28 protein-coding genes and 1 riboswitch are annotated in these 25,159 nt (G+C 71.2%); of the genes, 2 read left to right on the top strand and 26 right to left on the bottom strand.

The genetic code is table 11. From position 1 onward, the window contains the following. Positions 1-95: 95 nt before the first annotated feature. The 7 genes from ACFWFZ_RS05745 to rpsB all read right to left on the bottom strand — a co-directional run bounded on the left by ACFWFZ_RS05745 (position 96) and on the right by rpsB (position 7,209). On the bottom strand, positions 96-1,193 hold the full coding sequence (locus ACFWFZ_RS05745) for a thiamine ABC transporter substrate binding subunit (protein WP_387117087.1): 1,098 nt from the start codon (positions 1,191-1,193) through the stop codon (positions 96-98). 85 nt (positions 1,194-1,278) lie between these two features. Then, positions 1,279-1,388, bottom strand: a riboswitch (TPP riboswitch). A 58-nt stretch (positions 1,389-1,446) separates the two neighbouring features. After that, the gene (gene rlmN / locus ACFWFZ_RS05740) at positions 1,447-2,562 is read right to left on the bottom strand and encodes a 23S rRNA (adenine(2503)-C(2))-methyltransferase RlmN (RefSeq protein ID WP_387117084.1); all 1,116 of its coding nucleotides are present in this window, start codon (positions 2,560-2,562) and stop codon (positions 1,447-1,449) included. A gap of 133 nt (positions 2,563-2,695) precedes the next feature. After that, entirely contained in the window at positions 2,696-3,772 is a 1,077-nt protein-coding gene (locus ACFWFZ_RS05735) for a phosphatidate cytidylyltransferase (protein WP_387117081.1), read from the bottom strand. After that, the gene (gene frr / locus ACFWFZ_RS05730; protein ID WP_030028670.1) at positions 3,772-4,329 is read right to left on the bottom strand and encodes a ribosome recycling factor; all 558 of its coding nucleotides are present in this window, start codon (positions 4,327-4,329) and stop codon (positions 3,772-3,774) included. Before frr ends, ACFWFZ_RS05735 begins: the two co-directional genes overlap by 1 nt. A gap of 81 nt (positions 4,330-4,410) precedes the next feature. Beyond that, the gene (gene pyrH / locus ACFWFZ_RS05725) at positions 4,411-5,190 is read right to left on the bottom strand and encodes a UMP kinase (protein WP_356810514.1); all 780 of its coding nucleotides are present in this window, start codon (positions 5,188-5,190) and stop codon (positions 4,411-4,413) included. Positions 5,191-5,352: 162 nt separating this feature from the next. Next, on the bottom strand, positions 5,353-6,189 hold the full coding sequence (tsf, locus tag ACFWFZ_RS05720; protein ID WP_387117078.1) for a translation elongation factor Ts: 837 nt from the start codon (positions 6,187-6,189) through the stop codon (positions 5,353-5,355). A gap of 135 nt (positions 6,190-6,324) precedes the next feature. Beyond that, positions 6,325-7,209 (bottom strand): 30S ribosomal protein S2, encoded by an 885-nt coding sequence (rpsB, locus tag ACFWFZ_RS05715; protein WP_387117075.1) that lies wholly within the window; start codon positions 7,207-7,209, stop codon positions 6,325-6,327. Between the two features lie 250 nt (positions 7,210-7,459). On the opposite strand from rpsB, the gene ACFWFZ_RS05710 reads away from it, so the two are divergent. Next, complete coding sequence (locus ACFWFZ_RS05710; protein WP_387117072.1) at positions 7,460-7,975, top strand: M23 family metallopeptidase; 516 nt, start codon at positions 7,460-7,462, stop codon at positions 7,973-7,975. A 31-nt stretch (positions 7,976-8,006) separates the two neighbouring features. Here ACFWFZ_RS05710 and ACFWFZ_RS05705 read toward each other — a convergent pair whose 3' ends face one another. The 18 genes from ACFWFZ_RS05705 to proS form a co-directional block, all read right to left on the bottom strand. Continuing rightward, positions 8,007-8,546 (bottom strand): TetR/AcrR family transcriptional regulator, encoded by a 540-nt coding sequence (locus ACFWFZ_RS05705; protein ID WP_387117344.1) that lies wholly within the window; start codon positions 8,544-8,546, stop codon positions 8,007-8,009. 70 nt (positions 8,547-8,616) lie between these two features. Beyond that, a complete protein-coding gene (gene whiG, locus ACFWFZ_RS05700) occupies positions 8,617-9,453 on the bottom strand; it encodes an RNA polymerase sigma factor WhiG (protein ID WP_387117070.1) in 837 nt (278 codons plus the stop codon). 209 nt (positions 9,454-9,662) lie between these two features. Then, positions 9,663-10,838: a DNA-processing protein DprA gene (gene dprA, locus ACFWFZ_RS05695; RefSeq protein ID WP_387117067.1), complete on the bottom strand. Its 1,176-nt coding sequence runs from the start codon at positions 10,836-10,838 to the stop codon at positions 9,663-9,665. Further along, on the bottom strand, positions 10,835-12,466 hold the full coding sequence (locus ACFWFZ_RS05690) for a YifB family Mg chelatase-like AAA ATPase (protein WP_387117064.1): 1,632 nt from the start codon (positions 12,464-12,466) through the stop codon (positions 10,835-10,837). The genes dprA and ACFWFZ_RS05690 overlap by 4 nt, the downstream gene beginning before the upstream one ends. Continuing rightward, on the bottom strand, positions 12,466-12,837 hold the full coding sequence (locus tag ACFWFZ_RS05685; RefSeq protein ID WP_326478163.1) for a YraN family protein: 372 nt from the start codon (positions 12,835-12,837) through the stop codon (positions 12,466-12,468). Before ACFWFZ_RS05685 ends, ACFWFZ_RS05690 begins: the two co-directional genes overlap by 1 nt. A 108-nt stretch (positions 12,838-12,945) precedes the next feature. Next, the gene (locus ACFWFZ_RS05680; RefSeq protein ID WP_217234657.1) at positions 12,946-13,254 is read right to left on the bottom strand and encodes a DUF2469 domain-containing protein; all 309 of its coding nucleotides are present in this window, start codon (positions 13,252-13,254) and stop codon (positions 12,946-12,948) included. 55 nt (positions 13,255-13,309) lie between these two features. Then, positions 13,310-13,816 carry an NUDIX hydrolase gene (locus ACFWFZ_RS05675; RefSeq protein ID WP_387117060.1) on the bottom strand — a complete coding sequence of 169 codons (507 nt, stop codon included), beginning with the start codon at positions 13,814-13,816 and terminating at the stop codon, positions 13,310-13,312. Continuing rightward, complete coding sequence (gene lepB / locus ACFWFZ_RS05670) at positions 13,806-14,585, bottom strand: signal peptidase I (protein ID WP_387117056.1); 780 nt, start codon at positions 14,583-14,585, stop codon at positions 13,806-13,808. Before lepB (ACFWFZ_RS05670) ends, ACFWFZ_RS05675 begins: the two co-directional genes overlap by 11 nt. Positions 14,586-14,626: 41 nt before the next feature. Next, entirely contained in the window at positions 14,627-15,523 is an 897-nt protein-coding gene (lepB, locus tag ACFWFZ_RS05665; RefSeq protein ID WP_387117054.1) for a signal peptidase I, read from the bottom strand. A gap of 112 nt (positions 15,524-15,635) precedes the next feature. Continuing rightward, the gene (lepB, locus tag ACFWFZ_RS05660) at positions 15,636-16,595 is read right to left on the bottom strand and encodes a signal peptidase I (RefSeq protein ID WP_387117051.1); all 960 of its coding nucleotides are present in this window, start codon (positions 16,593-16,595) and stop codon (positions 15,636-15,638) included. Then, a complete protein-coding gene (lepB, locus tag ACFWFZ_RS05655) occupies positions 16,588-17,340 on the bottom strand; it encodes a signal peptidase I (RefSeq protein ID WP_387117048.1) in 753 nt (250 codons plus the stop codon). The genes lepB (ACFWFZ_RS05660) and lepB (ACFWFZ_RS05655) overlap by 8 nt, the downstream gene beginning before the upstream one ends. Before the next feature lie 44 nt (positions 17,341-17,384). Next, complete coding sequence (rplS, locus tag ACFWFZ_RS05650) at positions 17,385-17,735, bottom strand: 50S ribosomal protein L19 (RefSeq protein ID WP_030823745.1); 351 nt, start codon at positions 17,733-17,735, stop codon at positions 17,385-17,387. A 134-nt stretch (positions 17,736-17,869) separates the two neighbouring features. Beyond that, positions 17,870-18,691 carry a tRNA (guanosine(37)-N1)-methyltransferase TrmD gene (trmD, locus tag ACFWFZ_RS05645; RefSeq protein WP_386188618.1) on the bottom strand — a complete coding sequence of 274 codons (822 nt, stop codon included), beginning with the start codon at positions 18,689-18,691 and terminating at the stop codon, positions 17,870-17,872. Continuing rightward, positions 18,691-19,248 (bottom strand): ribosome maturation factor RimM, encoded by a 558-nt coding sequence (gene rimM / locus ACFWFZ_RS05640; RefSeq protein WP_387117044.1) that lies wholly within the window; start codon positions 19,246-19,248, stop codon positions 18,691-18,693. The genes trmD and rimM overlap by 1 nt, the downstream gene beginning before the upstream one ends. Positions 19,249-19,331: 83 nt before the next feature. Continuing rightward, entirely contained in the window at positions 19,332-19,571 is a 240-nt protein-coding gene (locus ACFWFZ_RS05635) for an RNA-binding protein (protein WP_030011889.1), read from the bottom strand. Between the two features lie 2 nt (positions 19,572-19,573). After that, positions 19,574-20,011, bottom strand: a complete 438-nt coding sequence (rpsP, locus tag ACFWFZ_RS05630) for a 30S ribosomal protein S16 (RefSeq protein ID WP_030031059.1) — start codon at positions 20,009-20,011, stop codon at positions 19,574-19,576. Between the two features lie 305 nt (positions 20,012-20,316). Further along, on the bottom strand, positions 20,317-20,913 hold the full coding sequence (locus ACFWFZ_RS05625) for a hypothetical protein (protein WP_030031959.1): 597 nt from the start codon (positions 20,911-20,913) through the stop codon (positions 20,317-20,319). 210 nt (positions 20,914-21,123) lie between these two features. Further along, entirely contained in the window at positions 21,124-22,536 is a 1,413-nt protein-coding gene (proS, locus tag ACFWFZ_RS05620; protein ID WP_387117039.1) for a proline--tRNA ligase, read from the bottom strand. Between the two features lie 131 nt (positions 22,537-22,667). Between proS and ACFWFZ_RS05615 the strand changes: the two genes are divergently transcribed. Further along, complete coding sequence (locus ACFWFZ_RS05615) at positions 22,668-23,354, top strand: methyltransferase type 11 (RefSeq protein WP_387117037.1); 687 nt, start codon at positions 22,668-22,670, stop codon at positions 23,352-23,354. Positions 23,355-23,474: 120 nt separating this feature from the next. Here the strand turns inward: ACFWFZ_RS05615 and ffh are convergent, their stop codons facing one another. Continuing rightward, complete coding sequence (gene ffh, locus ACFWFZ_RS05610) at positions 23,475-25,046, bottom strand: signal recognition particle protein (protein WP_387117034.1); 1,572 nt, start codon at positions 25,044-25,046, stop codon at positions 23,475-23,477. Positions 25,047-25,159: the final 113 nt, after the last annotated feature.

Raw genomic sequence — 25,159 nt, 5'->3', positions numbered from 1 at the left:
GGTGGCCCGCCCGCTCTCGCCCTGTCCGGGTACCCGCCCCGGTCCGGGGACCGGGGCGGCGTCCGCCGACGCCGCGCCCGGCTCCTTCGTACCGCTTACTTCACGACGAGCGCGGTCCATGCCTTGACCCACTGCTCACGGTTCTCGGCGATGGTCTCCGGAGTGACGCTCGTAGGCTTCTCGACCACCACACCGTGCTTGGTGAACAGCTCCGGCAGCGCGGCGTCCTTGACCACGGGGTTCACGAACATCTGGAGCGGCATGTCCTCCTGGAACTTCTTGCTGATCAGGAAGTCCACGAGAGCCTTGCCGCCCTCCTCGTTCTTCGCGCCCTTGAGCAGGCCCGCGAACTCGATCTGGCGGAAGCAGGTGCCGGTGGCGACGCCCGTCGGGGCCTCGGCCGGCTGCGGCTCGCCGTACAGCACCTCGACCGGCGGGCTGGAGGCGTAGGAGACGACCAGCGGGCGGTCGCCCTTGGCCTTCTTGCCGCCCGCCGAGCCGGAGAAGCGCTCGTTGTAGGCCTGCTCCCAGCCGTCGACGACCTCGACGCCGTTGGCCTTCAGCTTGCTCCAGTAGTCCTTCCATCCCTCCTCGCCGTACTTGCCGACGGAGGCAAGCATGAAGCCGAGGCCGGGCGAGGAGGTCGCGGCGTTCTCGACCACCAGCAGGTTCTTGTACTCCGGCTTGGTCAGGTCGTCCAGCGTCTGCGGCGGGGCGATCTTCTTGTCGGCGAAGTAGGCCTTGTCGTAGTTGACACAGATGTCGCCGGAGTCGATCGGGGTGACCCGGTGCTCCTTGTCGAGCACGTACTCGGGCTTCACCTCGCCCAGGCCCTTGGCCTCGTAGGGGGTGAAGATGCCGTTGTCGAGGGCGCGCGAGAGCAGGGTGTTGTCCACGCCGAAGAAGACGTCGCCGCGCGGGGAGCCCTTGGTGAGGATCTCCTGGTTGAGGGCGGCGCCCGCGTCCCCGGACTTCAGGACCTTGACGGTGTAGCCGCTCTGCTGCTCGAACTCCTTCAGGACCGACTCGGTCACGTTGAAGGAGTCGTGGGAGACCAGTGTGACGGTCTTGGACTTCGGGGCGTCGCCCGCGCCGGCGGGCTTGTCCTTGGCGTCGCCGCCGCAGGCGCTGAGCGTGGTGACGCCCAGCGCGGCCGCGAGCGCCGCGCCCGCGATCTTCCTGGTGGTGCTCATCGGTGAATTCCTCCTGGGATGTCCAGGAGAAGACGCGGCCCTGCCCGGCGCTCTGTCGGAGCGGACGCCGGGCAGGGCGCAACAGCAAGAGTGGTGACCGAACTTCCTACCCCGAATGACCGGGGCGAGGTTCAGAGGGTCTGCGGATGACGGATACCGCACTCTCAGCGCTGTGGCGCTCCCCTGTCGGAATATGCAATTGGTTCGGCCACAGGGTACCCCGTGGCCGAATGTGGCCGGCCGGAAGCGCAGGTCAGCGCTCCGAGGCGGCCAGCTGGCCGCACGCGCCGTCGATCTCCTGGCCGCGGGTGTCACGCACGGTCACGGGCACGCCGTGGCGGGCGATGGCCTCGACGAAGGCCTTCTCGTCCTCGGGGCGCGAGGCGGTCCACTTGGAACCGGGCGTCGGGTTCAGCGGGATCAGGTTGACGTGTACGCGCTTGCCCTTGAGCAGCCGGCCCAGGAGGTCGCCGCGCCAGGCCTGGTCGTTGATGTCGCGGATGAGGGCGTACTCGATCGAGATCCGGCGGCCGGACTTCTCGGCGTACTCCCACGCGGCGTCGAGGACCTCGCGGACCTTCCAGCGGGTGTTCACCGGCACCAGGGTGTCGCGCAGCTCGTCGTCCGGGGCGTGCAGCGAGACGGCGAGACGGCACTTGAAGCCCTCGTCGGCGAAGCGCAGCATGGCCGGGACCAGGCCGACGGTGGAGACGGTGATGCCGCGCTGGGACAGGCCCAGGCCGTCGGGCTCGGGGTCGGTGAGCCGACGGATCGCGCCGACGACGCGGTTGTAGTTGGCCAGCGGCTCGCCCATGCCCATGAAGACGATGTTCGACAGCCGGGCGGGGCCGCCGGGGACCTCGCCGTCGCGCAGCGCGCGCATGCCGTCGACGATCTGGTGCACGATCTCGGCGGTGGAGAGGTTGCGGTCCAGGCCCGCCTGGCCGGTGGCGCAGAACGGGCAGTTCATACCGCAGCCGGCCTGCGAGGAGATGCACATGGTGACCCGGTCGGGGTAGCGCATCAGCACGGACTCCACGAGCGTGCCGTCGTGCAGCTTCCACAGGGTCTTGCGGGTGGTGTCGTCGTCGCAGCTGATGTGCCGGACGACGTTCATCAGGTCCGGGAGGAGCTCCTGCTGGAGCTTGGTCCGCGAGCCCGCGGGGATGTCCGACCACTGCGCCGGGTCGTGCGCGTAGCGGGCGAAGTAGTGCTGGGAGAGCTGCTTGGCCCGGAAGGGCTTCTCGCCGATCGCGGCGACCGCCTCGCGGCGCTCGGCCGGAGTCATGTCGGCGAGGTGCCGGGGCGGCTTCTTGACCCCGCGGGGAGCGACGAAGGTGAGCTCACCCGGAGCGGGACGGGGGGCCATGCGGTACTCCTCAGTACGACGAGGTGGGGGTCACCCCGCGCGTGCAGGGCCGGTCCGCGGCTCGGCCGCTGGACGGAAAGGGCGCGCCGCGTACACGCGGCGCGCCCTCCAGGATAACCCGGCCGGGGCCCGGTCAGCCGGTGCCGACGAAGGCGGCCAGCAGCAGCCACACCACCGGGGCGGTGGGCAGCAGCGAGTCCAGCCGGTCCATGATGCCGCCGTGCCCCGGCAGCAGTGTGCCCATGTCCTTGATGCCCAGGTCCCTCTTGATCATCGATTCGCCCAGGTCGCCCAGGGTGGCGCTGACCGCGACCGCGAGGCCGAGCAGCAGGCCCTGCCACCAGGCGCCGCCGTCGATCAGGAACTCCATGCAGAGCGCGCCGGCGCCCATGGCGAAGGCCACGGCGCCGAACAGCCCCTCGCGGGTCTTGCCGGGGCTGATGCGCGGCGCGAGCTTGGTCTTCCCGAACCGCCAGCCCACCGCGTAGGCCCCGGTGTCGCTGACCACGGTCAGCAGCAGGAAGGTGATCACGCGCTGCGGCCCGTCGTCGGCGGTGAGCAGCATCGCGACGAAGGTGGCCAGGAAGGGCACGTAGAACGCCGCGAAGGCACCCGCGGTGACGTCCTTGAGGTAGTCCTCGGGCGGTTCGGTCATCCGCCACACCAGGACGGTCAGCACCGTCAGCGCCATGGCGATCCAGGCGCCCTCGGCCCCGCGGACGTATCCGGCGATGACCATGGCCGCGCCACCGACCGCGAGCGGGACCAGAGGGGCCTTGATGCCCTTCTGCTCCTGGAGCCGCGAGGTGAGCTCCCACAGGCCGACGACGACCGCGACGACGATGACGCCGACGAAGACCGCCTTGACGATCAGGAGCGAGGCGAAGATCACCGCGCCGAGACCGACGCCTACCCCTATCGCGGCGCGCAGGTCCCGCCCCGCGCGCTTCTTCTGCGGCGGGGGTGAGGAGTCCTGCGGGTGCTCGGCATGCGGGGGCGGGGGGCTGGGCATGGGCTCCTGCGGCGGCGTATCGGCGCGGAAGAGGGGGCCGCCGTCCGAGGCGGCCCCCCGATCGCGTGCTTCCCGGTCGTCGAAGTCACGGCCGGCGGCATCGGGCACGATGGGCATGGGCCGAGTGTGCGGGCCCACCTGCGCATCGTATGCGGGACCCGCCGGAACCGGCTCCGGCTGCCAGGAAGAGTCGTTCATCAGACTTCGAGGAGCTCGGCTTCCTTGTGCTTGAGGAGCTCGTCCACCTGCGCGACGTACTTCGCGGTGGTGTCGTCGAGCTCCTTCTCGGCGCGGCGGACCTCGTCCTCGCCGGCCTCCTTGTCCTTGACGAGCTTGTCGAGCGCGTCCTTGGCCTTGCGGCGCACGGAACGGATGGAGACCTTGGAGTCCTCGGCCTTGTTCTTGGCGACCTTGATGTACTCCTTGCGGCGCTCACCGGTCAGCTCAGGGAAGGTCACCCGGATGATCCGGCCGTCGTTGCTCGGGTTGACACCGAGGTCGGAGTCGCGGATGGCCTGCTCGATGTTGCGCAGCGCGGACGCGTCGAACGGCGTCACGATGGCCATGCGCGGCTCGGGAACCGCGAACGAGGCGAGCTGGTTGATGGGCGTGATGGCGCCGTAGTAGTCGGCGACGATCTTGTTGAACATCGCCGGGTGCGCTCGGCCGGTACGGATCGCGGCGAAGTCCTCCTTCGCGACGACGACGGCCTTCTCCATCTTCTCCTCGGCCTCGAGGAGGATTTCTTCGATCACCACGTGCTCCTGCATGTCTTGAATGGATGGTTCAGGCGGGCGGGCGGGCGGGCCGGGCCGCCCGGACCGGCAGCGGACTGCTCAGGCCCGGGTTTCCTGGTCGCTGACGAGCGTGCCGATCTTCTCACCCTTGACGGCGCGGGCGATATTGCCCTCGGCGAGCAGCTCGAAGACGAGGATCGGCAGCTTGTTGTCACGGCAGAGGGTGATCGCGGTGGCGTCGGCGACCTTGAGGTCGCGCGAGAGGACCTCTCCGTACTCCAGCGCGTCGAACTTCACCGCGTCCGGGTTCTTCTTCGGGTCGGAGTCGTAGACCCCGTCGACACCGTTCTTGCCCATGAGGAGGGCCTCGGCGTCGATCTCCAGGGCGCGCTGGGCGGCCGTGGTGTCGGTGGAGAAGTAGGGCATGCCCATGCCCGCGCCGAAGATGACGACGCGGCCCTTCTCCAGGTGGCGCACGGCGCGCAGCGGGATGTACGGCTCCGCGACCTGGCCCATGGTGATGGCGGTCTGCACGCGGGAGTCGATGCCCTCCTTCTCCAGGAAGTCCTGGAGCGCGAGGCAGTTCATGACCGTTCCCAGCATGCCCATGTAGTCGGACCGCGCCCGGTCCATGCCGCGCTGCTGGAGCTCGGCGCCCCGGAAGAAGTTGCCGCCGCCGATCACGATGGCGATCTCCGCGCCGTCGCGGACGACCGCGGCGATCTCACGCGCGATGGCGTGGACGACGTCGGGATCGACGCCCAGTCCTCCGCCACCGGAGAAGGCCTCGCCCGACAGCTTCAGCATGAAGCGGCGGCCCTTCTTGAACTGGTCGCTCTTGTCGTCGGAAGCGGTGTGGGGGTCCACGCCCTGATTCATGGAGATCTCCTCGTGCACATACGAAGAAGGCCATTGCCGGTGGGTCCTTGCGGTTCCCTCTACGGCAATGGCCTCCTCGTCAGATCTGCGGTCGCCTCGCGCAAGCGCGGACGACTGCTTCAGACCCTACCGGGGTCCGGTGTCCGTCGCGTACGGACGGACTCAGATGCCGACCTTGATGCGGGTGAAGCGCTTCAGGGTGACACCGGCCTCGTCCAGAACCTTCTGGACGGACTTCTTGTTGTCCAGGGCGTAGGCCTGGCCGAGCAGCGTGGCGTCCTTGAAGAAGCCGTTGACGCGACCCTCGACGATCTTGGCGATGGCAGCCTCGGGCTTGCCCTCCGCGCGGGTGACCTCTTCGGCGATGCGGCGCTCGGACTCGACCTTCTCGGCCGGGACGTCCTCGGCGGACAGCCACTGCGGGGCGAACGCGGCGATGTGCTGCGCGACGCCGCGGGCGACCTCGGCGTTCTCCTTGTCGAGCTCGACCAGGACGCCGATCTGGTACGGCAGGTCGGGCATCGTGCGGTGCATGTACGCGGTCACGTAGCCGCCGGTGAACTGCGCGAAGCGGTCCAGGACGATCTTCTCGCCGAGGTTGGCGTTGGCCTCGTCGACGAAAGCGGTGACGGTCTGACCGGGCTTGATCTCGGACGCGAGCAGCGCCTCGATGTCGGCCGGGGAGGTGGCGGCGACGTGCGCGGCCAGCTCGTTGGCGACGGCCAGGAACTTCTCGCCCTTGGCGACGAAGTCGGTCTCGCACTTCAGCTCGACGAGGACACCGGAGGTGTTGTCGTCGGCGATGAGGGAGACGACGGCGCCGTTCTCGGCAGAACGGCCCTCGCGCTTGGCGACGCCCTTCTGGCCCTTGATGCGGAGCGCTTCCTGGGCCTTGTCGACGTCACCGTCGGCGTCCACGAGCGCGTTCTTGCAGTCCAGCATGCCGGCGCCGGTGAGCTCGCGGAGCTTCTTGACGTCAGCGGCGGTGTAGTTCGCCATGAGTCTGTGATTCTCTCTCGAAGTCGTAGATCTACGGGTGAACGGCGGAGGCGCCGCGCTCGTGGCGCGGCTCCCCCGCCGTCATCGTCCGCGCTGTGAGTGCCCGGCGCGTGAACGCCGGGCGCTCTCAGTGGGTCAGGCCTGCTCGGCGTCGGCGGCCGGGGCCTCGACGGTCTCGGCGGCCGGGGCCTCGACGGCCTCGGCGGCCGGGGCGGCGGCGGCCTCGGCGTCGTCGGCCTTCTTGTCACCCTCGAGCAGGTCGCGCTCCCACTCGGCGAGCGGCTCGGCGGCGGCCTTCTCGCCCGGCTTCGAGTCGCCGGTCGCAGCGCCGGAGCGGGCGATGAGGCCCTCGGCGACGGCGTCGGCGATCACGCGGGTGAGCAGGGTGACGGAACGGATCGCGTCGTCGTTGCCCGGGATCTTGTAGTCGACCTCGTCGGGGTCGCAGTTGGTGTCGAGGATCGCGACGACCGGGATGTGGAGCTTGCGCGCCTCACCGACGGCGATGTGCTCCTTCTTGGTGTCGACGATCCAGACGGCGCTGGGAACCTTCGACATCTCGCGGATACCACCGAGGGTCTTCTCCAGCTTGGCCTTCTCGCGGGAGAGGACCAGGAGCTCCTTCTTGGTGAGACCCGAGGCGGCGACGTCCTCGAAGTCGATCGCCTCAAGCTCCTTCAGGCGCTGGAGGCGCTTGTAGACGGTGGAGAAGTTGGTGAGCATGCCACCGAGCCAGCGCTGGTTGACATACGGCATGCCGACACGCGTCGCCTGCTCGGCGATGGCCTCCTGGGCCTGCTTCTTGGTACCGACGAACATGATGGAGCCACCGTGCGCGACGGTCTCCTTCACGAACTCGTAGGCGCGGTCGATGTACGACAGCGACTGCAGCAGGTCGATGATGTAGATGCCGTTGCGCTCCGTGAAGATGAAGCGCTTCATCTTCGGGTTCCAACGGCGGGTCTGGTGACCGAAGTGGACGCCGCTTTCCAGCAGCTCCCGCATCGTGACGACGGCCATGGCCATCTCCTTGGTTTCTCGGTTTGGTTCCTGACGCCCCACCGCGCCCTGCCCCCATGAGGGGACCGAGAGACGCTGTCACCTGGCCGTTTCGGGCTGGTGCCGGGGCGTGCGAAGTCGACCCGGTGACCCGGATCGCCACAAGAAGTGTACGGGACCCGGCGGTATGCCGGGTGACGCCGTTGTCCACAGTGCCCGGGCCGTCCACAGTCCGGCCCACCGCGCCGGGGACCGCGGGACGCTGGGCCGCATGACGACACTGCTGCTCGGCCTTCTCCTGGTCCTGGCCCGGACCGCGCTGCCCGCGGCCCTGCCCACGGCATCACCCGCGCCGCCGCCGGTGGCACCGCCCGTGGTCCGGCCGCTGCCCGCGCCGCTGTCGGTGGAGCGCTGGTGGGACCCGCCCCCTACCCCGTACGCGGCCGGCCACCGCGGGGTGGACCTGGCCGCCCCGGTGGGGGCGGAGCTGCGGGCCGTCGCCGCCGGCCGGGTCCACCACGCCGGGCAGGTCGCGGGCCGCGGAGTGCTCTCGCTCGCCCTGCCGAACGGTCTGCGCACGACCTACGAGCCGGTCCGGCCGCTGGTCGCGGAGGGCGAGGAAGTGGCGGCGGGGCAGGTGGTGGCGGTGCTCACGGAGGGGTCCCACTGCCCGGTGCCGTGCCTGCACTGGGGGCTGCTGTCGGGCGAGGCGTACCTCAACCCGCTGGCGCTCCTGGCGCGGCCCACGCCGCGCCTGCTGCCGGAGCCGCGTCCGGACGGCGTGTGAAGCGGGGCGCCGACCGCTGACGGGACGGCGTTCAGCCCCGGACGCCCCGCAGGGCGATGGCGAGGGCCGTCTCCGTGATGACCTCGGGATCCTCCGCGGCGCCGAGTTCGATGCGGCGCACTGCGGCGTCCACGACCCCCTGGAGGAGCATCGCGGCGAGCCTGGGCTGCTCCTGCCCGAGGGCGGCCAGCGCCTCGACGATCATCGCGATCAGCCCGCCGTGCGCGGCCCGGATCTTCTCCCGGGCCCCCGCGTCCAGCTCGCCGGCAGAGATCGCCACGACCGCCCGGTGCCTGCGGTCCCCCACCAGTCCCAGCTGGCTGCGCACGTAGGCCTCGACCTTCGCCTCAGGCGATTCGGCCCGCTCCATCGCCGCCTCGATCTCGGCGGCCCACACGGGGAAGTCCACGGCGCACAGCTCTTCGACCACGGCCGCGCGGGAGCGGAAGTACTCGTACACGGAGGACCGGGCGAGTCCGGTCCGCTCCGCCAGGGCGGGGAAGGTCAGTGCCTCCGTACCGCCTTCGGACAGCAGGGAACGCGCGGCGTCCAAGAGGGCGCCGCGCTGCATCGACCGGTGCTCGGCCACGGAGGCCGCTCGAATCCTGGGCACACGTCCACTCTACGGAGGTACCGCAAGCTCACCGCCCCACATCCGCCAACTTCGCGCGCAGTTGCAGCACGGCCTTGGTGTGGATCTGGCTGACCCGGCTCTCGGTGACGCCCAGTACGTTGCCGATCTCGGCGAGGGTGAGGCCCTCGTAGTAGTAGAGGGTGACGACGGTCTTCTCGCGTTCCGGCAGCGTGTTGATGGCCCGTGCCAGCAGGCGCCGCAGTTCGCGGTCCTCCGCCACCTCCACCGGGTTGTCGGCGGCGGTGTCCTCCAGCGTGTCCATCAGCGAGAGGCGGTCGCCGCCGTCGCCGCCGACGTGCAGCAGCTCCTCCAGGGCGACGACGTTCGCCAGCGACAACTGGCTGAAGACGGCGTGGAGGTCCTCCACCCCGATCCCCATCTCGCCGGCGACCTCGGTCTCCGTCGGGGTGCGCCGCAGCTGGGCCTCCAGCGTGGCGTAGGCCCGCTCCACGGCGCGCGCCTTCTGCCGGACCGAGCGGGGGATCCAGTCCAGCGCCCGCAGTTCGTCGATCATCGCGCCGCGGATCCGGGTGATCGCGTAGGTCTCGAACTTGATCGAGCGGTCGATGTCGAACTTCTCGATGGCGTCGATCAGCCCGAAGACCCCGGAGGAGACGAAGTCGGCCTGCTCCACGTTGGGTGGCAGGCCCACGCTGACCCGGCCGGCCACGTACTTCACCAGCGGCGAGTAGTGCAGGATCAGCTGCTCCCGCAGCCGTTCGTCACCCGAGTCCTTGTACGAGCGCCACAGCCCCTCCAGGGACGAGGGCGCGGTGGACCGCACGCCGCCGCGGGCAGCGGGAGGCACCGCAGCGCGGTCGGACCCTGAGGTGTGTTGGGGCATGCTTCGCCTTTGCCGGAGCCGGATTCCTTGGGAGCGTAGCGTGACGAGAGTGTCGCGGTGCGCGAAGAGTACGGGATGGCGCGGGGGCCGAGGGGCGCCCCGGCTCGCGCGGGCGACCCGGGACCGGCGCCTGGCGCACGGTCCCGGCGACTGCCACCGGGAGGACCGCGTCTCTCATCGCTTTCACTCTTCCACCGGAACTCCCCAGGTCAACGACCGCCTCGCCGGGCGGCCCGGGTTTGTATGCCCCCTCCGTCCGCCCATCCGCTCAACTGCCAGCCGTCGCCCTGCCGTTCGACGAACCCCAGAGAGTGAAGTTCGTACAGTCTGCCGATGACTTCATCGGTGCCGATGCCGGAGGCAAGTGCCAGGTCGGCCGCGGTCACCGGGCGTCCGGCAGGCAGGGCTTCGAGCACGCGGGCCGTGTCGCGGTCCAGCAGGTCGCGGGCGAGCACGGGGCCGCGCCGCTCGGGGGCCAGCTCCCCCATGGAGCCGACGAGTTCGACCACTTCCGCCGCGTCGGTGACCAGCACGGCCTCGCCCCTCAGCAGTTCGTGCACGCCGCCCGAGAGCCCGCTGGTGGCGGGCCCGGGGACGCCCATCGTGAACCGTCCGAGCCGCTGGGCGCGCCGGGCGGTGACCAGGGAGCCGCTGCGGTGGGCGGCCTCCACGACGACGGTGCCGCGGGTGAGGGCGGCGATGACCCGGTTGCGCAGGACGAACCGGCTGGGCGTGGGGTGGCTGCCCGGCGGCAGCTCCCCGACGACGAGTCCCTGGCCGGCGATCCGGCCGAGCAGCCCGGCGTGACCGCGGGGATAGGCGACGTCCACCCCGCAGGCGAGCACCGCCACGGTCGCCCCGGCGGAGGCGAGGGCCCCTCTGTGTGCGGCCCCGTCAATCCCGAAGGCCGCGCCGGAGACCACGACCCAGCCCCGCTCGGCGAGCCCGGCGGCCAGCGTCTGCGCCATGTGCGCGCCGTACGGGGTGCAGGCCCGGGCCCCGACCACGGCGACCGAACGCAGCGCCCACGTACGCAGGTTGGGCCGGCCCCGCAGCCAGAGCCCGACGGGCCGTTCGTCGCCGAGGTCGTCCAGCTGCGTCGGCCACTGCGCCGACCCGGGGAAGACGAACCGGCCTCCCGAACCGGCGGCCAGTTCGAGGTCGCGCCGGGGGTCGGCCAGCGCCGCCCGTCTGCGGTAGGCGGCGAGCCGCTCCGGCCCGACCCCGGGCGGAGTCCGCCATGGCTCCTCCGGGTCGGTCAGCAGTCTCAACAGCCCCGTGGCGCCGTGCTCCCGGATCCAGCGCCCGCCGTGCGCGTCCCCGGGCTCCAGCACCCGTGTCAGCGCCGCCCGCGCCAGCATCTCCTCGTCCTGTGCGCCGGTCATGTCCCGGCCCCCGGCACCGACATGGCTCCGCGGGCGATGCCGGTCCGCAGCTCCAGCGCAACGGCCACGTCCAGCGCCTCGGGCCGGTCCCGCCCCCTCAGGTCGGCGACGGTCCAGGCGACCCGCAGGACCCGGTCCAGCCCGCGCGCGGTGAGCAGCCCCCGCTCCAGTTCACGCTCGGCCAGTGCCAGCGCCCCCGGTGCCGCCTGCCAACGGGTCCTCAGTTCCTGTCCCGGTACTTCGGAGTTGAGCCGCCAGGCCGTCCCGGCGAGCCGGGCCCCGGCGCGCTCCCGGGCCTCCCGCACCCGGTCGGCGACCACCGCGGTGGGCTCCCCCCGGCCGCCGCGGCCCAGCAGGTCGCCGCGGGTCACGGGCTCGGCCTCCACCCTCAGGTCGACCCGGTCCAGCAGCGGCCCGGACAGTCTGGCCTGGTAGCGCCGGATCACCGAGGGCGGGCATTCGCATCCCGCGCCGTGCAGGGTGTGCCGTCCGCACGGGCAGGGGTTCGCGGCGAGGACCATCAGGAACCTGGCGGGCAGCCGCACCACCCCGGCGGCGCGGGCGATGACCACGTGCCCCGATTCCAGGGGCTGGCGCAGCGCGTCCAGCGCCCGGCTGTGGAACTCCGCGGCCTCGTCCAGGAAGAGCACTCCTCGATGGGCGAGGGAGACCGCTCCGGGCCGGGGCACCCCGGTCCCGCCGCCCACCAGGGACTGCATGGTCGCCGAGTGGTGCGGGGCGCAGTACGGCGGCCGGGAGACCAGGGGTTCGCCGGGCGGAAGGATTCCCGCGACCGAGTGGACCGCGGTGACCTCCACGGAGTCCTGGCGGGTGAGCGGCGGCAGGATCCAGGGCAGCCGCTCGGCCAGCATCGTCTTGCCGGCGCCCGGCGGCCCGCTGAGGAACAGGTGGTGGCCTCCGGCGGCGGCCACTTCGAGGGCGCGGCGCGCCGTGTGCTGCCCGGCCACGTCCGCCAGGTCGGGAAAGTCGGCGCAGTCCCCGCCCGGGCGGCCCGGAGCGAGCCCTGTCCCCAGGCCCGCGCCCGGGACGAGCAGTCCGGCCAGCATCGGGTCCGGTCGGCCCGGCGGGTCCCCGGGCTCCTCCTCGGGCACCTCCCCGTCGGTCAGGACGGCGATCAGCTGGCGCAGGCTGCGCACGCCGAGCACCGAGACGTCCGGGACGAGCGCGGCCTCGGCGGCGCACTGCCGGGGCACGACCACCTGCCGGTAGCCGGCCTCGGCCGCGGCGAGGACGGCCGGCAGGATCCCCCGGACCGGACGCACCCGCCCGTCCAGCCCCAGCTCGCCGATCAGCACGAGGTCGGCGATGGCCGCCGGGTCGACCACCTCGGCCGCCCCGAGCACGGCCGCCGCGACGGCCAGGTCGAATCCGGCGCCGGACTTCGGTACGGAGGCCGGGCTCAGCCCGACCGTGAGCTTCTTCTGCGGCCAGGCCGCCCCCGAGTTGACCACGGCCGCACGCACCCGGTCCCGGCTCTCGACGAGGGTCTTGTCCGGCAGCCCCACCAGGGTGAAGGCCGCGACTCCGGGCTCCAGGTCGGCCTGGACCTCGACCACCACGCCGTCGACGCCCACCAGGGCCACGGAGCAGGCTCGCGCGAACCCCATCAGGCCACCCCCCTGACGTGTTCCACCAGGGGTGCGCCGCGCCGCGGCAGCAGGACTCCCACGAGGTCGATACGGACCCCGCCCGGCGGTGGTCCGCCGTGATCGGCGAGCCAGCGCCCGGCGAGGCGCCTCAGCCGATCTGCCTTCGCGGTCCGTACGGCCGCCATCGGGTGCTCGAAGTCACCCGTGCGACGGGTCTTGACCTCGCACACGACGAGGGCGTCCCCGTCGCGCGCGACGATGTCGATCTCTCCGCCGCGGCACCGCCAGTTCCGCGCGATCACGGTCATCCCGGCCTCGGTCAGCCGCCGTGCCGCGAGCTCCTCGCCGTACCGCCCCATCGCCTGCCGTGCCACGCTCTTCGCGTCCATCCGGCACCACCTCCGGCACCGACGGTCCCGCGTCCCGGCCCACCCTGTGGATCTTGGTGGACAACCCGGCCGCTGTGGACGGACCCGTCACCCTCCCGGGTGAGGCGATCAGCTGCCGGGCATTTCGAGGTCGCTCTTGTTGAGCTCCTCGATGTTCACGTCCTTGAAGGTCAGCACCCGGACCTGCTTGACGAAGCGGGCCGGCCGGTACATGTCCCAGACCCAGGCATCGGCCATGGAGACCTCGAAGAAGACCTCCCCCTGGACCGAGTGCACCTGCATCTCGTAGTCGTTGGTGAGGTAGAAACGGCGTTCGGTCTCGATCACGTACTTGAACAGCCCGACGACGTCGCGGTACTCCCGATAGAGCTTCAGCTCCATCTCGGTCTCGTACTTTTCGAGGTCCTCGGCACTCATGGCATGTTCCCCTTCAGCCGTGCGTCCCCCTATTGTGCGCCAGCGCCGTGCGCCCCTAAACGATTTCCGGGGCCAGGACCACCGGGGCACCCGGAGGACCATCGTCGAGCAGCGTGCGGAGCAGCTCGGCGAGTCTGGTCGGGTACACCGTCTCATGTGCCGTGAGAAGTTCCTCGGAGGTCCACCACCTGGCTCCGGTGACGCTGCGCCGCTCCAGCTCGGTCAGCCCGCCCATGCAGGTCGCGGTCCGGCTGGTCCGGGCCAGGAAGTACCACTCGTCCTGCTCCCAGCGCCGGCCGTCGAAGGGGAAGGAGCAGAAGCGGTGCCACAGCACAGGCCCCAGCTCCACCTCGGTGATCCCGGTCTCCTCGGCCAGCTCGCGCAGCGCGGCCTGCTGCCGGGTCTCCGTCCCCTCCAGTCCGCCGCCCGGTGTGAACCACCAGTCGTCCGAGGGGTCGGCCGGTTCGAAACCGTGCAGCAGCAGGATCCGGTCCGCCGGGTCGAGCAGGATCACCCGGGACACCTGGCGGGGGCGGCGCTCACCCGCCGGGTCAGGCGACACCGGCCCGCTCCCGCCGCCCCCGTCCCAGGGCCCGCGCGAGGGGCCCGTACGCGGCTCCCAGCACTACGAGGGCGGCTCCGGCGGCCACGGCCGCCACCTGGAGCCGCAGCGGCCCGTGCCCCGAGGTCCCGCCGGGCAGGGCGGCGTACGTCCGCGGCCGTTCCAGCATCGTCATGGAAGGCCAGGCCAGGGCGTCGACGCGGGCACTGACGGCGGAGCGCGGCACGGTGCCCTGACCGGCCTCCTGGAGGTGGGACCGCGAGTCAAGCGAGGCGGCACGCCGGTCGCCGAGCAGGAAGAGGTTCTCCTCGGGGACCGTCACCTCGAAGGGGGTCCCGGGCGGCGGGGCCTGCCCGGGCGGCATGTCCAGGCCCGAGTCCGGCCGACTGGTGTCGGCGTAGGGTTCGTCCAGCGGGACGCCGTTCACGGTCAGCTCGCCGCCCGCGCCGCAGCACTTGACGGTGTCGCCGCCGACGCCGACCACCCGCTTGACCATGGGCGAATCGCTCCACATGGAATCAGTAAAGACGACCACGTCCCCGCGGCGCACCTCACCGCCGTCGATGCGCTGGGCCAGCAGCCGGTCGCCGGGCCGCACCGTCGGCATCATCGAGTCCGTCGGGACCGTGTAGGGCTGGTAGACCAGCGCCCCCCACACGAAGCCGCCGAGGAAGAGCGCAAAACCGATGGCCACGACGATTCCCGACAACACGTTGCCGAGACCGCCGCGGCCATCCTTGCCACTGCGTATCGCTTCTGTTCCGCCCATTCCAGCGCCCCCACATCGGGATCGTCGACCTGGGCGGCACCCTACCCGTCGGTACGGCCGCTGGTCAGCTTCCGGCGGCGCCACATGACGAGCGGGACCGCTCCGGCGAGCCCCAGCGCGCCCGGGCCGAGCCCGACCGGTGCCAGTCCGGCGGCGCCGAGACCGAGCGCGGTGGCCGCGGCCTGGTTGCCGATGCCCGGCTGGTCGAAGGTGTCCGGGACCGGCAGCGTGGACCAGCGGTTCACCGGCCACGCGATCACGACGGCCCGCCCGACGACCTTGTCCACCGGCACGAAGCCCTGCGTGGAGTCCTCCATGTGGTAACGGGAGTCCTGGGAGTTCTGGCGGTGGTCGCCCATCACCCAGATCTTGCCCTCGGGCACCTTGAGCGGGCCGAAGGGGTGGTCGTCGCACGCGGTGTTGCCGGGGTAGACGTACGGCTCGTCGAGCGCCTTGCCGTTGACGACGACCGGTCCCCCCTTCTTGCACTCGACCGTGTCACCGCCGATGGCGATGGTCCGCTTGATCAGGTCCTTCTCCTCGGCGGACGGCATCAGGCCGATCCAGCTGAGGACCTTCTGCGCGATGTTCGGCTCCGGCGTGGGCTCGCCCGACAGCCAGTTGGCGGGGTCGTGGAAGACCACGACCTCGCCGCGCTCCGGCTCGGAGCCGAACCACGGGGTGAGCTTGTCGACCAGCACCCGGTCCCCGCGCTGCAGGGTGTCCTGCATCGAGTCCGAGGGGATCGAGAACGCCTGGACCAGGAAGGTCTTGATCAGCAGGGCCAGCAGCAGGGCAATGCCGATGAGGAGCGGGAGCTCCTTCCAGAAGGAGCGGTGCGGCTTCTCCAGAGCGCCGTCCTCCTCGGCCTCGCGCGCGACGGCGTCGTCCGGCCGCTCCTCGCCCTCGTCGCGTCCGGACCGTGCGCCTACCGCCACGTCCCCCACATCCACTCCTCACTCACGATCACCGCCCGTACCGAACCGGACACGGGTCCTCCCCTCCCTTAACGAGCGGGAGTTCCCTAAGGCTCGGGAGACCCAGGACACACTATGCGAACGGCGCGCCCGAGCGGCGCCGCCTGGGGCCGCGTCCCGCACGGCGTGCCTGATCGGGCACCATGCGGAAGGTCGCCGGCTGTTCCAGACGGGTCCAGTGTCCGAACGGCCAGGCGATCACCACGGCCTCCCCCACGACCCCGTTCTCGTCGATGGTGCCCTCGAAGGCCTCGTCGAGGTGGAAGCGGGAATCGGACGAATTCGCCCGATGGTCGCCCATCACGAACAGCCGTCCGGCCGGCACCTCCACCTCGAAGGGGATGTCGGAGGGGGTGTTTCCCGGCTTCACGTACGGCTCGTCGAGCGGCGAGCCGTTGACGGTGACCCGGCCCTTGGCATCGCAGCACTTGACGGTGTCACCGCCGACGCCGATGACGCGCTTGATCAGGTCCTGTTCGTCGGACGAGGGAAGCAGGCCGATGAAGGTCAGGGCCTGCTTGATCTGCTTGACCACGATCGGGTCCGGGGCCTGCCGGGCCGACTCGCCCCTGAGCCAGCCGCCCGGGTCCTTGAACACGACGACGTCCCCGCGCTCGACCTTGGAGCCGAACCACGGGGTCAGCTTGTCCACCAGGACCCGGTCGCCGATCCGGATGGTCTGCTCCATGGAGCCCGACGGGATGAAGAAGGCCTGCACCAGGAAGGTCTTGAGGAGCAGGGCTATGCACAGCGCCACCACCACGAGCAGGGGCAGCTCACCCGCCCGGCGCGTGCGGCGCCGCCGCCGGACCTTGCGGGCCAGGCGGCGCCGTTGGGCCCGGCCGCCCTCCGCCACGACGGGCTCCGGCTCCGGCTCCGGTTCGGGCTCGCGCCGGCCCCGCGGCCTTCCGCGCGGCTCCGGCTCGGGCTCGGGCTCCTCGTCGAGCCAGTCCCGCCGGCCGCGAGGCCTGCCCCGCGGCTCCGGCTCGCGCTCCCGCTCCCGTCGGCCCCGCGGCCGCCCGCGGCTACCCATGGCCGCCGCCGACGGCGCCCCACCGCGAAACCGGCCAGCCGATCCAGTCGGCCCGCCCGATCACTTTGTCCACCGGCACCATCCCCCCGCCCGGTTCCCCGAGGTGGTCCCGCGAGTCCCGGGACTGGGAACGATGATCACCCATCACCCACAGGGTCCCCAGGGGCACGACGATCCGGAAGGGCACCACCGAGGGGGCGTCCCCCGGGTACAGGTACGGCTCGTCCAGCGGGACGCCGTTCACCGCGACCCGGCCGCCCGCGTCGCAGCAGACCACGTCGTCACCACCCACACCCACCACCCGCTTCACGAAGTCGGTGTCGGAGGGCTCCGCGAGCCCGAGCGCCGAGGCCGCTCCGTGCACGAGGCCGCCGACCGGGTTGCCGTCCGCGCGCTCGCGTACGAAGGATCCCGTGCCGTCGAAGACCACCAGGTCCCCGCGGCGCGGCTGATCACCGAAACGGTACGCCAGCTTGTTCACCAGCACCCGGTCCCCGACCTTGAGCGTCGGCTCCATGGAGCGGCTGGGGATCAGGAAGGGCTGGACGACGAAGTTGCTGAGCAGCAGCAGGAAGACCGTGCAGAGCACGCCGAGCGCCCCCGCCCGACGCCAGGTCAGCTGCCGCCCGGGGGCCCGCCGTCCGTGCCCGGCCGCGCCGGTCCTGGAGAACGCAGAACGCGGCCACCCTTGCCCCTCGCGGAGGGAAGAGTGACCGCGCTGCGTGTGAGGTGCTTCGGTGTCCATCGGGGGCGAGCCTATCCGGCCGCCCCCGGACACCGGTGGCGACCTTACTTGTCGCGCTTCTCCTTGATCTTCGCGGCCTTGCCGCGGAGCTCACGGAGGTAGTACAGCTTCGCACGGCGCACGTCACCGCGGGTGACGAGCTCGATCTTCTCGAAGATCGGGGAGTGGACCGGGAAGGTACGCTCCACGCCGACGCTGAAGGAGACCTTGCGAACGGTGAAGGTCTCGGAGACACCGGCGCCCTGGCGGCGGATGACGACACCCTTGAACTGCTGGATACGGGAGCGGTTGCCCTCGATCACGCGGACGTGCACGTTGATCGTGTCACCCGGGCGGAAGGCCGGGACGTCCGAGCGGAGCGCGGCGGCGTTGACGCCATCGAGCAGGTGAGACATGTTCTTCGTCTGCTTTCTTCGCATGACGCCACAGGTCGCCAGTGCGGGTTTCCGTAGAAAATTCGGGAGCCGTGCCACTCGGCGGCCGACGGTCCCCCTGTGGCAGGGGCGTCCGGCGAGCACACAGCAGCCGCCTATTCTTCCACGGCCTGCGGCCTGCGCCAAAATCGGCCGTCCGGCGACGGCTGCCAGCCCAGGATGGAGAGGATCTCGCGGTCCTTCTTGTCGAAGGCGGAAGCCTCGCAGCGCTCGATCAGGTCGGGGCGGTTGCTCGCGGTCCGGCGGAAGGCCTCGTCCCGGCGCCACCGGGCGATCTTGCCGTGGTGGCCGCTGAGCAGCACCTCCGGAATGTCCCGGCCGCGCCACACCGGCGGCTTGGTGTAGACGGGCCCCTCCAGCAGGTTCGCCATCTCGCCGGGCGCGAAGGAGTCGTCCCGGTGCGACTCGGCGTTGCCCAGGACGCCGGGCAGCAGCCGCGCCACGGCCTCGGTGACGACCAGGACGGCCGCCTCGCCGCCCGCCAGGACGTAGTCGCCGATGGAGACCTCGTACACCGGCATGCGCGTGGCGTACTCGTCCATCACCCGGCGGTCGATGCCCTCGTAGCGGGCGGGCGTGAAGATCAGCCAGGGCCGCTCGGAGAGTTCGACGGCCAGTTCCTGGGTGAACGGCCGGCCGCTGGGCGTGGGGACCACCATGACGGGGCCGTGCGCGCCCGCCTCGTAGCCGTCGGCCAGCGCCTCGTCCAGCGCCTCGCCCCACGGCCCGGTCTTCATGACCATGCCGGGACCGCCGCCGTAGGGGGTGTCGTCGACCGTGTTGTGCCGGTCGTGGGTCCAGTCCCGCAGGTCGTGGACGTGGACGTCGAGCTGGCCGCGGGCGCGGGCCTTGCCGACGAGGGAGACGTTCAGCGGTTCCAGGTACTCGGGGAAGATCGTGACGACGTCGAGACGCATCAGGCGTCGCCCTCGGCCTCGGCGTCCCGGGTGGAGACGATCTCGGCGCGGTCGTCGATCAGACCGGGCGGCGGCGTGATGACGCAGCGCTGCTCCTCCAGGTCGATCTCGGCGACGATCTCCTCGACGAAGGGGATCATCACCTCGGTGCCGTCGGGGCGCTCGACGATGAAGAGGTCCTGCGAGGGAAGGTGGGAGATCTCGGTGATCCGGCCGATCTCGGTGCCGTCCGCGAGCACCACGTCCAGGTCCATCAGCTGGTGGTCGTAGTACTCGTCCTCCTCCTCGGGCAGCTCCGCCGGGTCCACGTCGGCGATGAGGAGGGTGTTGCGCAGCGACTCCGCCGCGGTGCGGTCCTTGACGCCGGCGAAGCGCAGCATCAGCCGGCCGCTGTGCACCCGGCCCGTCTCGATGGTCAGCGGGCCGACCGAAGCCGGTTCGGTGCGCAGCACGGCGCCGGGGCTGAGCCGCAGTTCCGGCTCGTCCGTGCGCACCTCGACGGTGACCTCACCCTTGATGCCGTGGGCGCGGCCGATCCGCGCGACTACCAGCTCCACTGTCTGTGCCTCTCCTGTTCAGACGACGACGGGCCGGGGCGGGCACGTATGCCCTCCCCGGCCCGTGCCGGTGATTCAACTGCTCAGCGGACCTGGTCCACGTCGACGAGGTCGACGCGGATCCCCCGGCCGCCGATGGCGCCCACGACGGTACGCAGGGCACGTGCGGTGCGGCCGTTGCGGCCGATCACCTTGCCGAGGTCGTCGGGGTGGACCCGGACCTCGAGTACCTGCCCGCGGCGCAGGTTGCGCGAGGCGACCTGCACTTCGTCGGGGTTGTCCACAATGCCCTTTACGAGGTGCTCAAGAGCCTCCTCGAGCATGCTCAGGCCTCGGTCGACTCGGCGGCGGCCTCAGCCTCGTCCGCCTTCTTGTCGGCCTTCTTCTTCTGCGTGATGGCTTCGCCCTTGCCCTCGCCGATGCCCTCGAGGGCCTTGGCGAACTCGTCGAAGGAGCGACGCTTGTCTTCCTTCGTGGCCGGCTGCAGCAGCGGCGCGGGGGCCGGGAGGCCCTTGTGCGCCTGCCAGTCACCGGTGAGCTTCAGGATGGCGAGAACGGCCTCGGTCGGCTGGGCGCCGACAGAGAGCCAGTACTGGGCGCGCTCGCCGTTGACCTCGATGCGCGACGGGTTGTAGGTCGGCTGGTAGATGCCGATCTCCTCGATCGCGCGGCCGTCCCGGCGGGTGCGGGCGTCGGCGACGACGATGCGGTAGTGGGGAGAGCGGATCTTACCGAGGCGCTTGAGCTTGATCTTGACTGCCACTGGAGTGGTGTCTCCTGAACTTGACGTGGTGGGGCACATGAGATGCCACGTGGGGTTGCGGTACTCGGGTGCCCGATGGACGCGTCAGCCGGAGGAGAGAGGGGTCCTATGCGACTGTCGAGTACAGCTAGCCATTGTGCCATACGCCTGCGGCGCACTCGGCCGGGCGGGCAGGACGGACTGCCCCCGGCGGTACGGCGCTGCGCGGTGCCCGCGCGTGCGCGGACCGGCCGCCCCGGTGGGGGCGGGGGCCCGGCGGTCGCTTCGCCGTGGGGGGCGGTGGCCCCGTCGGCGGGCGGGGGCGGTCAGGAGGCCGCCGCGATCGCCACCTCGGGGATGCGGAAGGGCTTCATGCAGCCGCCGCACACGATCGGCGCCTGGGCGAGCACGGAGGGGACGACCCGTACGTTGCGCCCGCAGTCGCAGACCGCCTTGACGCGCACGCCGCCGCCCGAGGAGCCGTGCCGGGCTGCAGGTCCGCGGAAGGTGCGCTTGGTGTCGGCGGCGGTGGCGGCGGTGTGGGCCTTGAGAGCGCGCTGCAGCCGCTCCATGGTGGGACGGTAGCGCCGCTTGGCCTCGGGATTGAGCGTGACCAGCGAGAAGCCGCTGCTCGCGTGCGGCTCGTCGGAGTGGTCCAGCCCCATCTCCTCGGCGATCGCGAGGAATCTGCGGTTGTGGTAGCGGCCTGCGCGTGAGGTGTCACGGACACCGCGGGCGGCCGCGATGCCGTGGACTGCCTCGTGCAGCAGTCGCTCGAAGGAGAGTTCGGCGCCGCAGGCGGACGAGGACTCTCCGATCAGGGACTCGGGCGCGGCAAGGTCAGGCAGCTCGGGGTGGTACCGCTGAATGTCGGCCCACGCCTGCGCCAGCTCTGCGGCGAGAACAGGTGGTGTCGTGCTCACGTCGTGACAACGAGCCGGGGTGCCCGGGTGTTCCGATTCCGGGCCATTCCAAATTTTTTGCACGTACCAGTCAGTTCAGCCTCATGCGTCCCGACGAGGACGGGTGCGCCGAACTCAGGAGGAGTCGGTACGTAACGTCGACCAAAAAAGGACCGGCCCCGGCGCGCGGCACCAGCCGCACGCCGGGGCCCGGGAGCCTCGGCGGCGTGATCAGTACGAGCGCGCCACGATCGCGAGGGTACCGGGCGCGTCGTCGGCGTCCGGCACGGACCCGTCCTCGGCCACCAGGCAGCGCACGGAGACGGCCTGCTCGGCCAGCTTCGCCTCGCCCTCCGGGCCGAGGTCGGCCCACGGGATCCGCGCCCAGCCGCCGGCGACGGCGGCCTCGGCGGCCTCCTCGATGGTCGCGACGTCGGAGGTACGGGACTCGCGGCGCTCGCGGGACTCGCGCAGCAGCTGCGCCTGGTCCTCGTCCAGCACCTTGGGCAGCAGGTCGGCGAGCGCGTCGATCTGCACCGGGGTCTTCCCGCCCGGGATCCGGCGGGCGAGCATCGCGGTGCCGGCCTCCAGGTCGCGGGGGCCGATCTCGACGCGGACCGGTACGCCCTTGAGCTCCCAGTCCACGGCGCGGCGGCCGAAGGGGGTGTCGACGCGGTCGTCGACGTGCACGCGGATCCCGGCGGCCTTCAGCCGGTCGCCCAGCTCGCGGACCTTGGCGACGGCCTCGTCACCCTTGATCGCCATGACGACGACCTGGACGTGCGCGAGGCGCGGCGGGACGCGCAGGCCGTTGTCGTCGCCGTGGGACATGATCAGGCCGCCGACCATGCGGGTCGAGACGCCCCACGAGGTCTGCCAGACGAGCTCCTGCTTGCCTTCCTTCGACAGGTACTGCGTGTTGAAGGCCTTGGCGAAGTTGGTGCCGAGCTCGTGGCTGGTGCCCATCTGCAGGGCCTTGCCGTCGCCCATCATGCCCTCGAGGGTGAGGGTGTTGATGGCGCCGGCGAAGCGCTCCTTGGCGGTCTTGCGGCCGAGCACGACGTCGATGCCGAGCACGTTCGTCATGAAGTCGCCGTAGACGTCGCGGTGGATGCGGGCGGCGTAGTCGCGGGCTTCCTCGTAGGTGGCGTGGGCCGTGTGGCCCTCCTGCCAGAGGAACTCGCTCGTGCGGAGGAAGACGCGGGGGCGCATCTCCCAGCGGACCACGTTGGCCCACTGGTTGATCAGCAGCGGCAGGTCGCGGTAGCTCTGGACCCACTTGGAGAAGTAGTCGTTGATGATCGTCTCGGACGTGGGCCGGACGACGACCGGCTCCTCCAGCTCCTTGCCGCCGCCGTGCGTGACGACCGCGAGCTCGGGGGCGAAGCCCTCGACGTGCTCCGCTTCGCGCGTGAGGTACGACTGCGGGATGAAGAGCGGGAAGTACGCGTTCTGGGCGCCAGCGTCCTTGATGCGCGCGTCCATCTCCTGCTGCATCCGCTCCCACAGGCCGTAGCCGTACGGTCGGATGACCATGGTGCCGCGGACCGGACCGTTGTCGGCCAGCTCGGCCTTGTTGATCAGATCCTGGTACCAGCGGGGGAAATCCTCCGCCTGCGGGGTGAGAACGGGTGCCTTTGCCATGCCGCGAATCGTACGGCGCCCGGCACGGGATGCGTGAATCGGGTGCCGCGCTCCTCTGGACGCGGGGGCGAATGGGGAGTTCTCTGGCAACGGGGGCTGGGGGGCGAGACGGAATCAGGAGCGATTCTTCGATGACACCGACGTCGACCGCGACGCTCGCCGCCCGGGACTGGGCGGAGATCCAGGAACGGATGCTGGTACCGCTGTACGAGGCGGTCTACGACCGGCTGGAGGTCGGGCCGGGTGACCGGCTGCTGGGCCTCGACTGCGGGGCCGGCCTGGCCCTGCTGCTGGCGGCCGCGCGGGGAGCCGCGGCCACGGGTGTGGAGGCGGATCCGGCCCGGCGGGCGCTGGCCCGCGAACGGCTGCTGGAGGTACTGCCGGCCCCGCCGGCGGCGCCCTCGCCGCTCCGCCCCTACGACGTCCTGCTGGCCCTCTCCCCCACGCCGGCGGCCCTGGCCTCGGCCCTGCCGGCGGTCAGACGCGGCGGGGCCGTGGTGCTGGCCGACTGGGGCCCCGCCGAACGCTGCACGGTGCCCTCGGTGCTGGGCGGCGGTCCGGTGCCCGTGGACCTGGACGCGGTGGTGGAGCGCGCCGGGCTGCGCCCGGACGGTTCGGGGCGGGTGTTCTGCCCCTTCGGCTACGCGGACGTGGACAGCGCGGTACGGGGGCTTGTGTCGACCGGTCTCTACGACGGCGCGTCCGATGCGGCGCTCGCGGAGAAGGAGCTCGCCGAGGCGCTTCACCCCTTCGAGCGACCCGACGGCACCGTCTGGCTGCCGAACATCTTCCGGTACGTCATCGCCCGGGTGGCGTAACGGCCCGCCGGGGGCATCGGGGCGGGGACGAGCGGCACACCGGCGAACGGAAGGGCCCCGACCGTGTGAACTACTGCTGCTCACACCCTGGCCGGGGCCCTCGTCGCGGCTGTCCGCGTCCTACTTCATGAACTTCTTGAACTCGTCCGGGAGGTCGAAGTCCTGACCGCCCTGACCGCCTGCGGGAAGGCCGAACGGGTTGGAAGCGGCCGCCGGGTCGACCGCCTGCGGGCCCTGCTCGCGGCGGGCCGCGGCTGCGGCCTCCTCTTCCTTGCGCTTCATCGGGTTGCCGCTCTTGCGCTTGCCCTTGGCCTGCTTGACCTGCTTCTTCTGCCGGCCGGGGCCGCCGCCCATCCCCGGGATGCCCGGCATGCCGGGCATCCCGCCGCCCTGGGCCATGCGGGACATCATCTTGCGGGCGTCGAAGAACCGCTCGACCAGCGACTTGACGGCGCTGACCTCGGTCCCGGAGCCCTTGGCGATACGGGCCCGGCGCGAGCCGTTGATGATCGTCGGGTCCTGGCGCTCGGCCGGGGTCATCGACTTGATGATCGCGGCGGTGCGGTCGACGTCGCGCTCGTCGATGTTGTTGATCTGGTCCTTGATCTGCCCCATGCCGGGCAGCATGCCGAGCAGCTTGGAGATGGAGCCCATCTTGCGGACCTGCTCCATCTGGGCCAGGAAGTCGTCGAGCGTGAACTCCTTGGGGCCCTTGGCGAGCTTGGCCGCCATCTTCTCGGCCTCGGCCTGCGAGAAGGTCTTCTCGGCCTGCTCGATGAGGGTGAGCATGTCACCCATGTCGAGGATCCGGCCCGCCATGCGGTCGGGGTGGAAGGCGTCGAAGTCGTCGAGCTTCTCGCCGTTCGAGGCGAACATGATCTGCTTGCCGGTGACGTGCGCGATGGAGAGCGCGGCACCGCCGCGGGCGTCGCCGTCGAGCTTGGAGAGCACCACGCCGTCGAAGCCGACGCCGTCGCGGAAGGCCTCGGCGGTGTTGACCGCGTCCTGGCCGATCATGGCATCGACGACGAAGAGGATCTCGTCCGGGCTGACGGCGTCGCGGATGTCCGCGGCCTGCTGCATCAGCTCGGCGTCGATGCCGAGGCGGCCGGCGGTGTCGACGATGACGATGTCGAACTGCTTGGTGCGCGCGTACTCGACGGAGTCCTTCGCGACCTGGACCGGGTCGCCGACGCCGTTGCCGGGCTGGGGGGCGTACACGGCCACGCCGGCGCGCTCGGCGACGACGCTCAGCTGGTTGACGGCGTTGGGACGCTGGAGGTCGCAGGCGACGAGCAGCGGGGCGTGGCCCTGCCCCTTCAGCCAGAGGCCGAGCTTTCCGGCGAGGGTGGTCTTGCCCGCACCCTGGAGACCGGCCAGCATGATCACGGTGGGGGCGGTCTTGGCGAAGCGCAGCCGCCGGGTCTCGCCACCGAGGATGGTGACGAGCTCCTCGTTGACGATCTTCAGGACCTGCTGGCCAGGGTTCAGGGCCTTGCTGACCTCTTCACCGCGCGCGCGTTCCTTGACGTTCGCGATGAAGGAGCGGACGACCGGGAGGGCGACGTCGGCCTCAAGGAGCGCGATACGGATTTCCCGGGCCGCTGCGTCGATGTCAGCCTCGGACAGCCGGCCTTTGCCGCGCAGGCCCTTGAAGGTATTCGCCAAGCGGTCGGAGAGCGTATCGAACACGGTGGTCGCGATTCCTCGGGTCGGGGGCGTTGTGGTCGTCCCCCAGGGTATCGGGCGCTTCCCCCGTCCGGGGACCTGCCTGCTCCCGGTACGGTCCGCCGCCGCCCGGAGCC

This window comes from Streptomyces sp. NPDC060232, from assembly GCF_042726555.1.
Taxonomy (GTDB): domain Bacteria; phylum Actinomycetota; class Actinomycetes; order Streptomycetales; family Streptomycetaceae; genus Streptomyces.
Note: the sequence above shows the minus strand (reverse complement) of the source record. Positions and strands in the feature narration are given on the sequence as shown.

Excerpts from the sequence above, each read along its gene's own strand:
- ACFWFZ_RS05745 (WP_387117087.1), bottom strand. The coding sequence starts at position 1,193 with ATGAGCACCACCAGGAAGATCGCGGGCGCGGCGCTCGCGGCCGCGCTG.
- rlmN (WP_387117084.1), bottom strand. The coding sequence starts at position 2,562 with ATGGCCCCCCGTCCCGCTCCGGGTGAGCTCACCTTCGTCGCTCCCCGC.
- ACFWFZ_RS05735 (WP_387117081.1), bottom strand. The coding sequence starts at position 3,772 with ATGAACGACTCTTCCTGGCAGCCGGAGCCGGTTCCGGCGGGTCCCGCA.
- pyrH (WP_356810514.1), bottom strand. The coding sequence starts at position 5,190 with ATGAATCAGGGCGTGGACCCCCACACCGCTTCCGACGACAAGAGCGAC.
- tsf (WP_387117078.1), bottom strand. The coding sequence starts at position 6,189 with ATGGCGAACTACACCGCCGCTGACGTCAAGAAGCTCCGCGAGCTCACC.
- rpsB (WP_387117075.1), bottom strand. The coding sequence starts at position 7,209 with ATGGCCGTCGTCACGATGCGGGAGCTGCTGGAAAGCGGCGTCCACTTC.
- ACFWFZ_RS05710 (WP_387117072.1), top strand. The coding sequence starts at position 7,460 with ATGACGACACTGCTGCTCGGCCTTCTCCTGGTCCTGGCCCGGACCGCG.
- ACFWFZ_RS05705 (WP_387117344.1), bottom strand. The coding sequence starts at position 8,546 with ATGCAGCGCGGCGCCCTCTTGGACGCCGCGCGTTCCCTGCTGTCCGAA.
- whiG (WP_387117070.1), bottom strand. The coding sequence starts at position 9,453 with ATGCCCCAACACACCTCAGGGTCCGACCGCGCTGCGGTGCCTCCCGCT.
- dprA (WP_387117067.1), bottom strand. The coding sequence starts at position 10,838 with ATGACCGGCGCACAGGACGAGGAGATGCTGGCGCGGGCGGCGCTGACA.
- ACFWFZ_RS05690 (WP_387117064.1), bottom strand. The coding sequence starts at position 12,466 with ATGGGGTTCGCGCGAGCCTGCTCCGTGGCCCTGGTGGGCGTCGACGGC.
- ACFWFZ_RS05685 (WP_326478163.1), bottom strand. The coding sequence starts at position 12,837 with ATGGACGCGAAGAGCGTGGCACGGCAGGCGATGGGGCGGTACGGCGAG.
- ACFWFZ_RS05680 (WP_217234657.1), bottom strand. The coding sequence starts at position 13,254 with ATGAGTGCCGAGGACCTCGAAAAGTACGAGACCGAGATGGAGCTGAAG.
- lepB (WP_387117056.1), bottom strand. The coding sequence starts at position 14,585 with ATGGGCGGAACAGAAGCGATACGCAGTGGCAAGGATGGCCGCGGCGGT.
- lepB (WP_387117051.1), bottom strand. The coding sequence starts at position 16,595 with ATGGGTAGCCGCGGGCGGCCGCGGGGCCGACGGGAGCGGGAGCGCGAG.
- lepB (WP_387117048.1), bottom strand. The coding sequence starts at position 17,340 with ATGGACACCGAAGCACCTCACACGCAGCGCGGTCACTCTTCCCTCCGC.
- rplS (WP_030823745.1), bottom strand. The coding sequence starts at position 17,735 with ATGTCTCACCTGCTCGATGGCGTCAACGCCGCCGCGCTCCGCTCGGAC.
- trmD (WP_386188618.1), bottom strand. The coding sequence starts at position 18,691 with ATGCGTCTCGACGTCGTCACGATCTTCCCCGAGTACCTGGAACCGCTG.
- ACFWFZ_RS05635 (WP_030011889.1), bottom strand. The coding sequence starts at position 19,571 with ATGCTCGAGGAGGCTCTTGAGCACCTCGTAAAGGGCATTGTGGACAAC.
- proS (WP_387117039.1), bottom strand. The coding sequence starts at position 22,536 with ATGGCAAAGGCACCCGTTCTCACCCCGCAGGCGGAGGATTTCCCCCGC.
- ACFWFZ_RS05615 (WP_387117037.1), top strand. The coding sequence starts at position 22,668 with ATGACACCGACGTCGACCGCGACGCTCGCCGCCCGGGACTGGGCGGAG.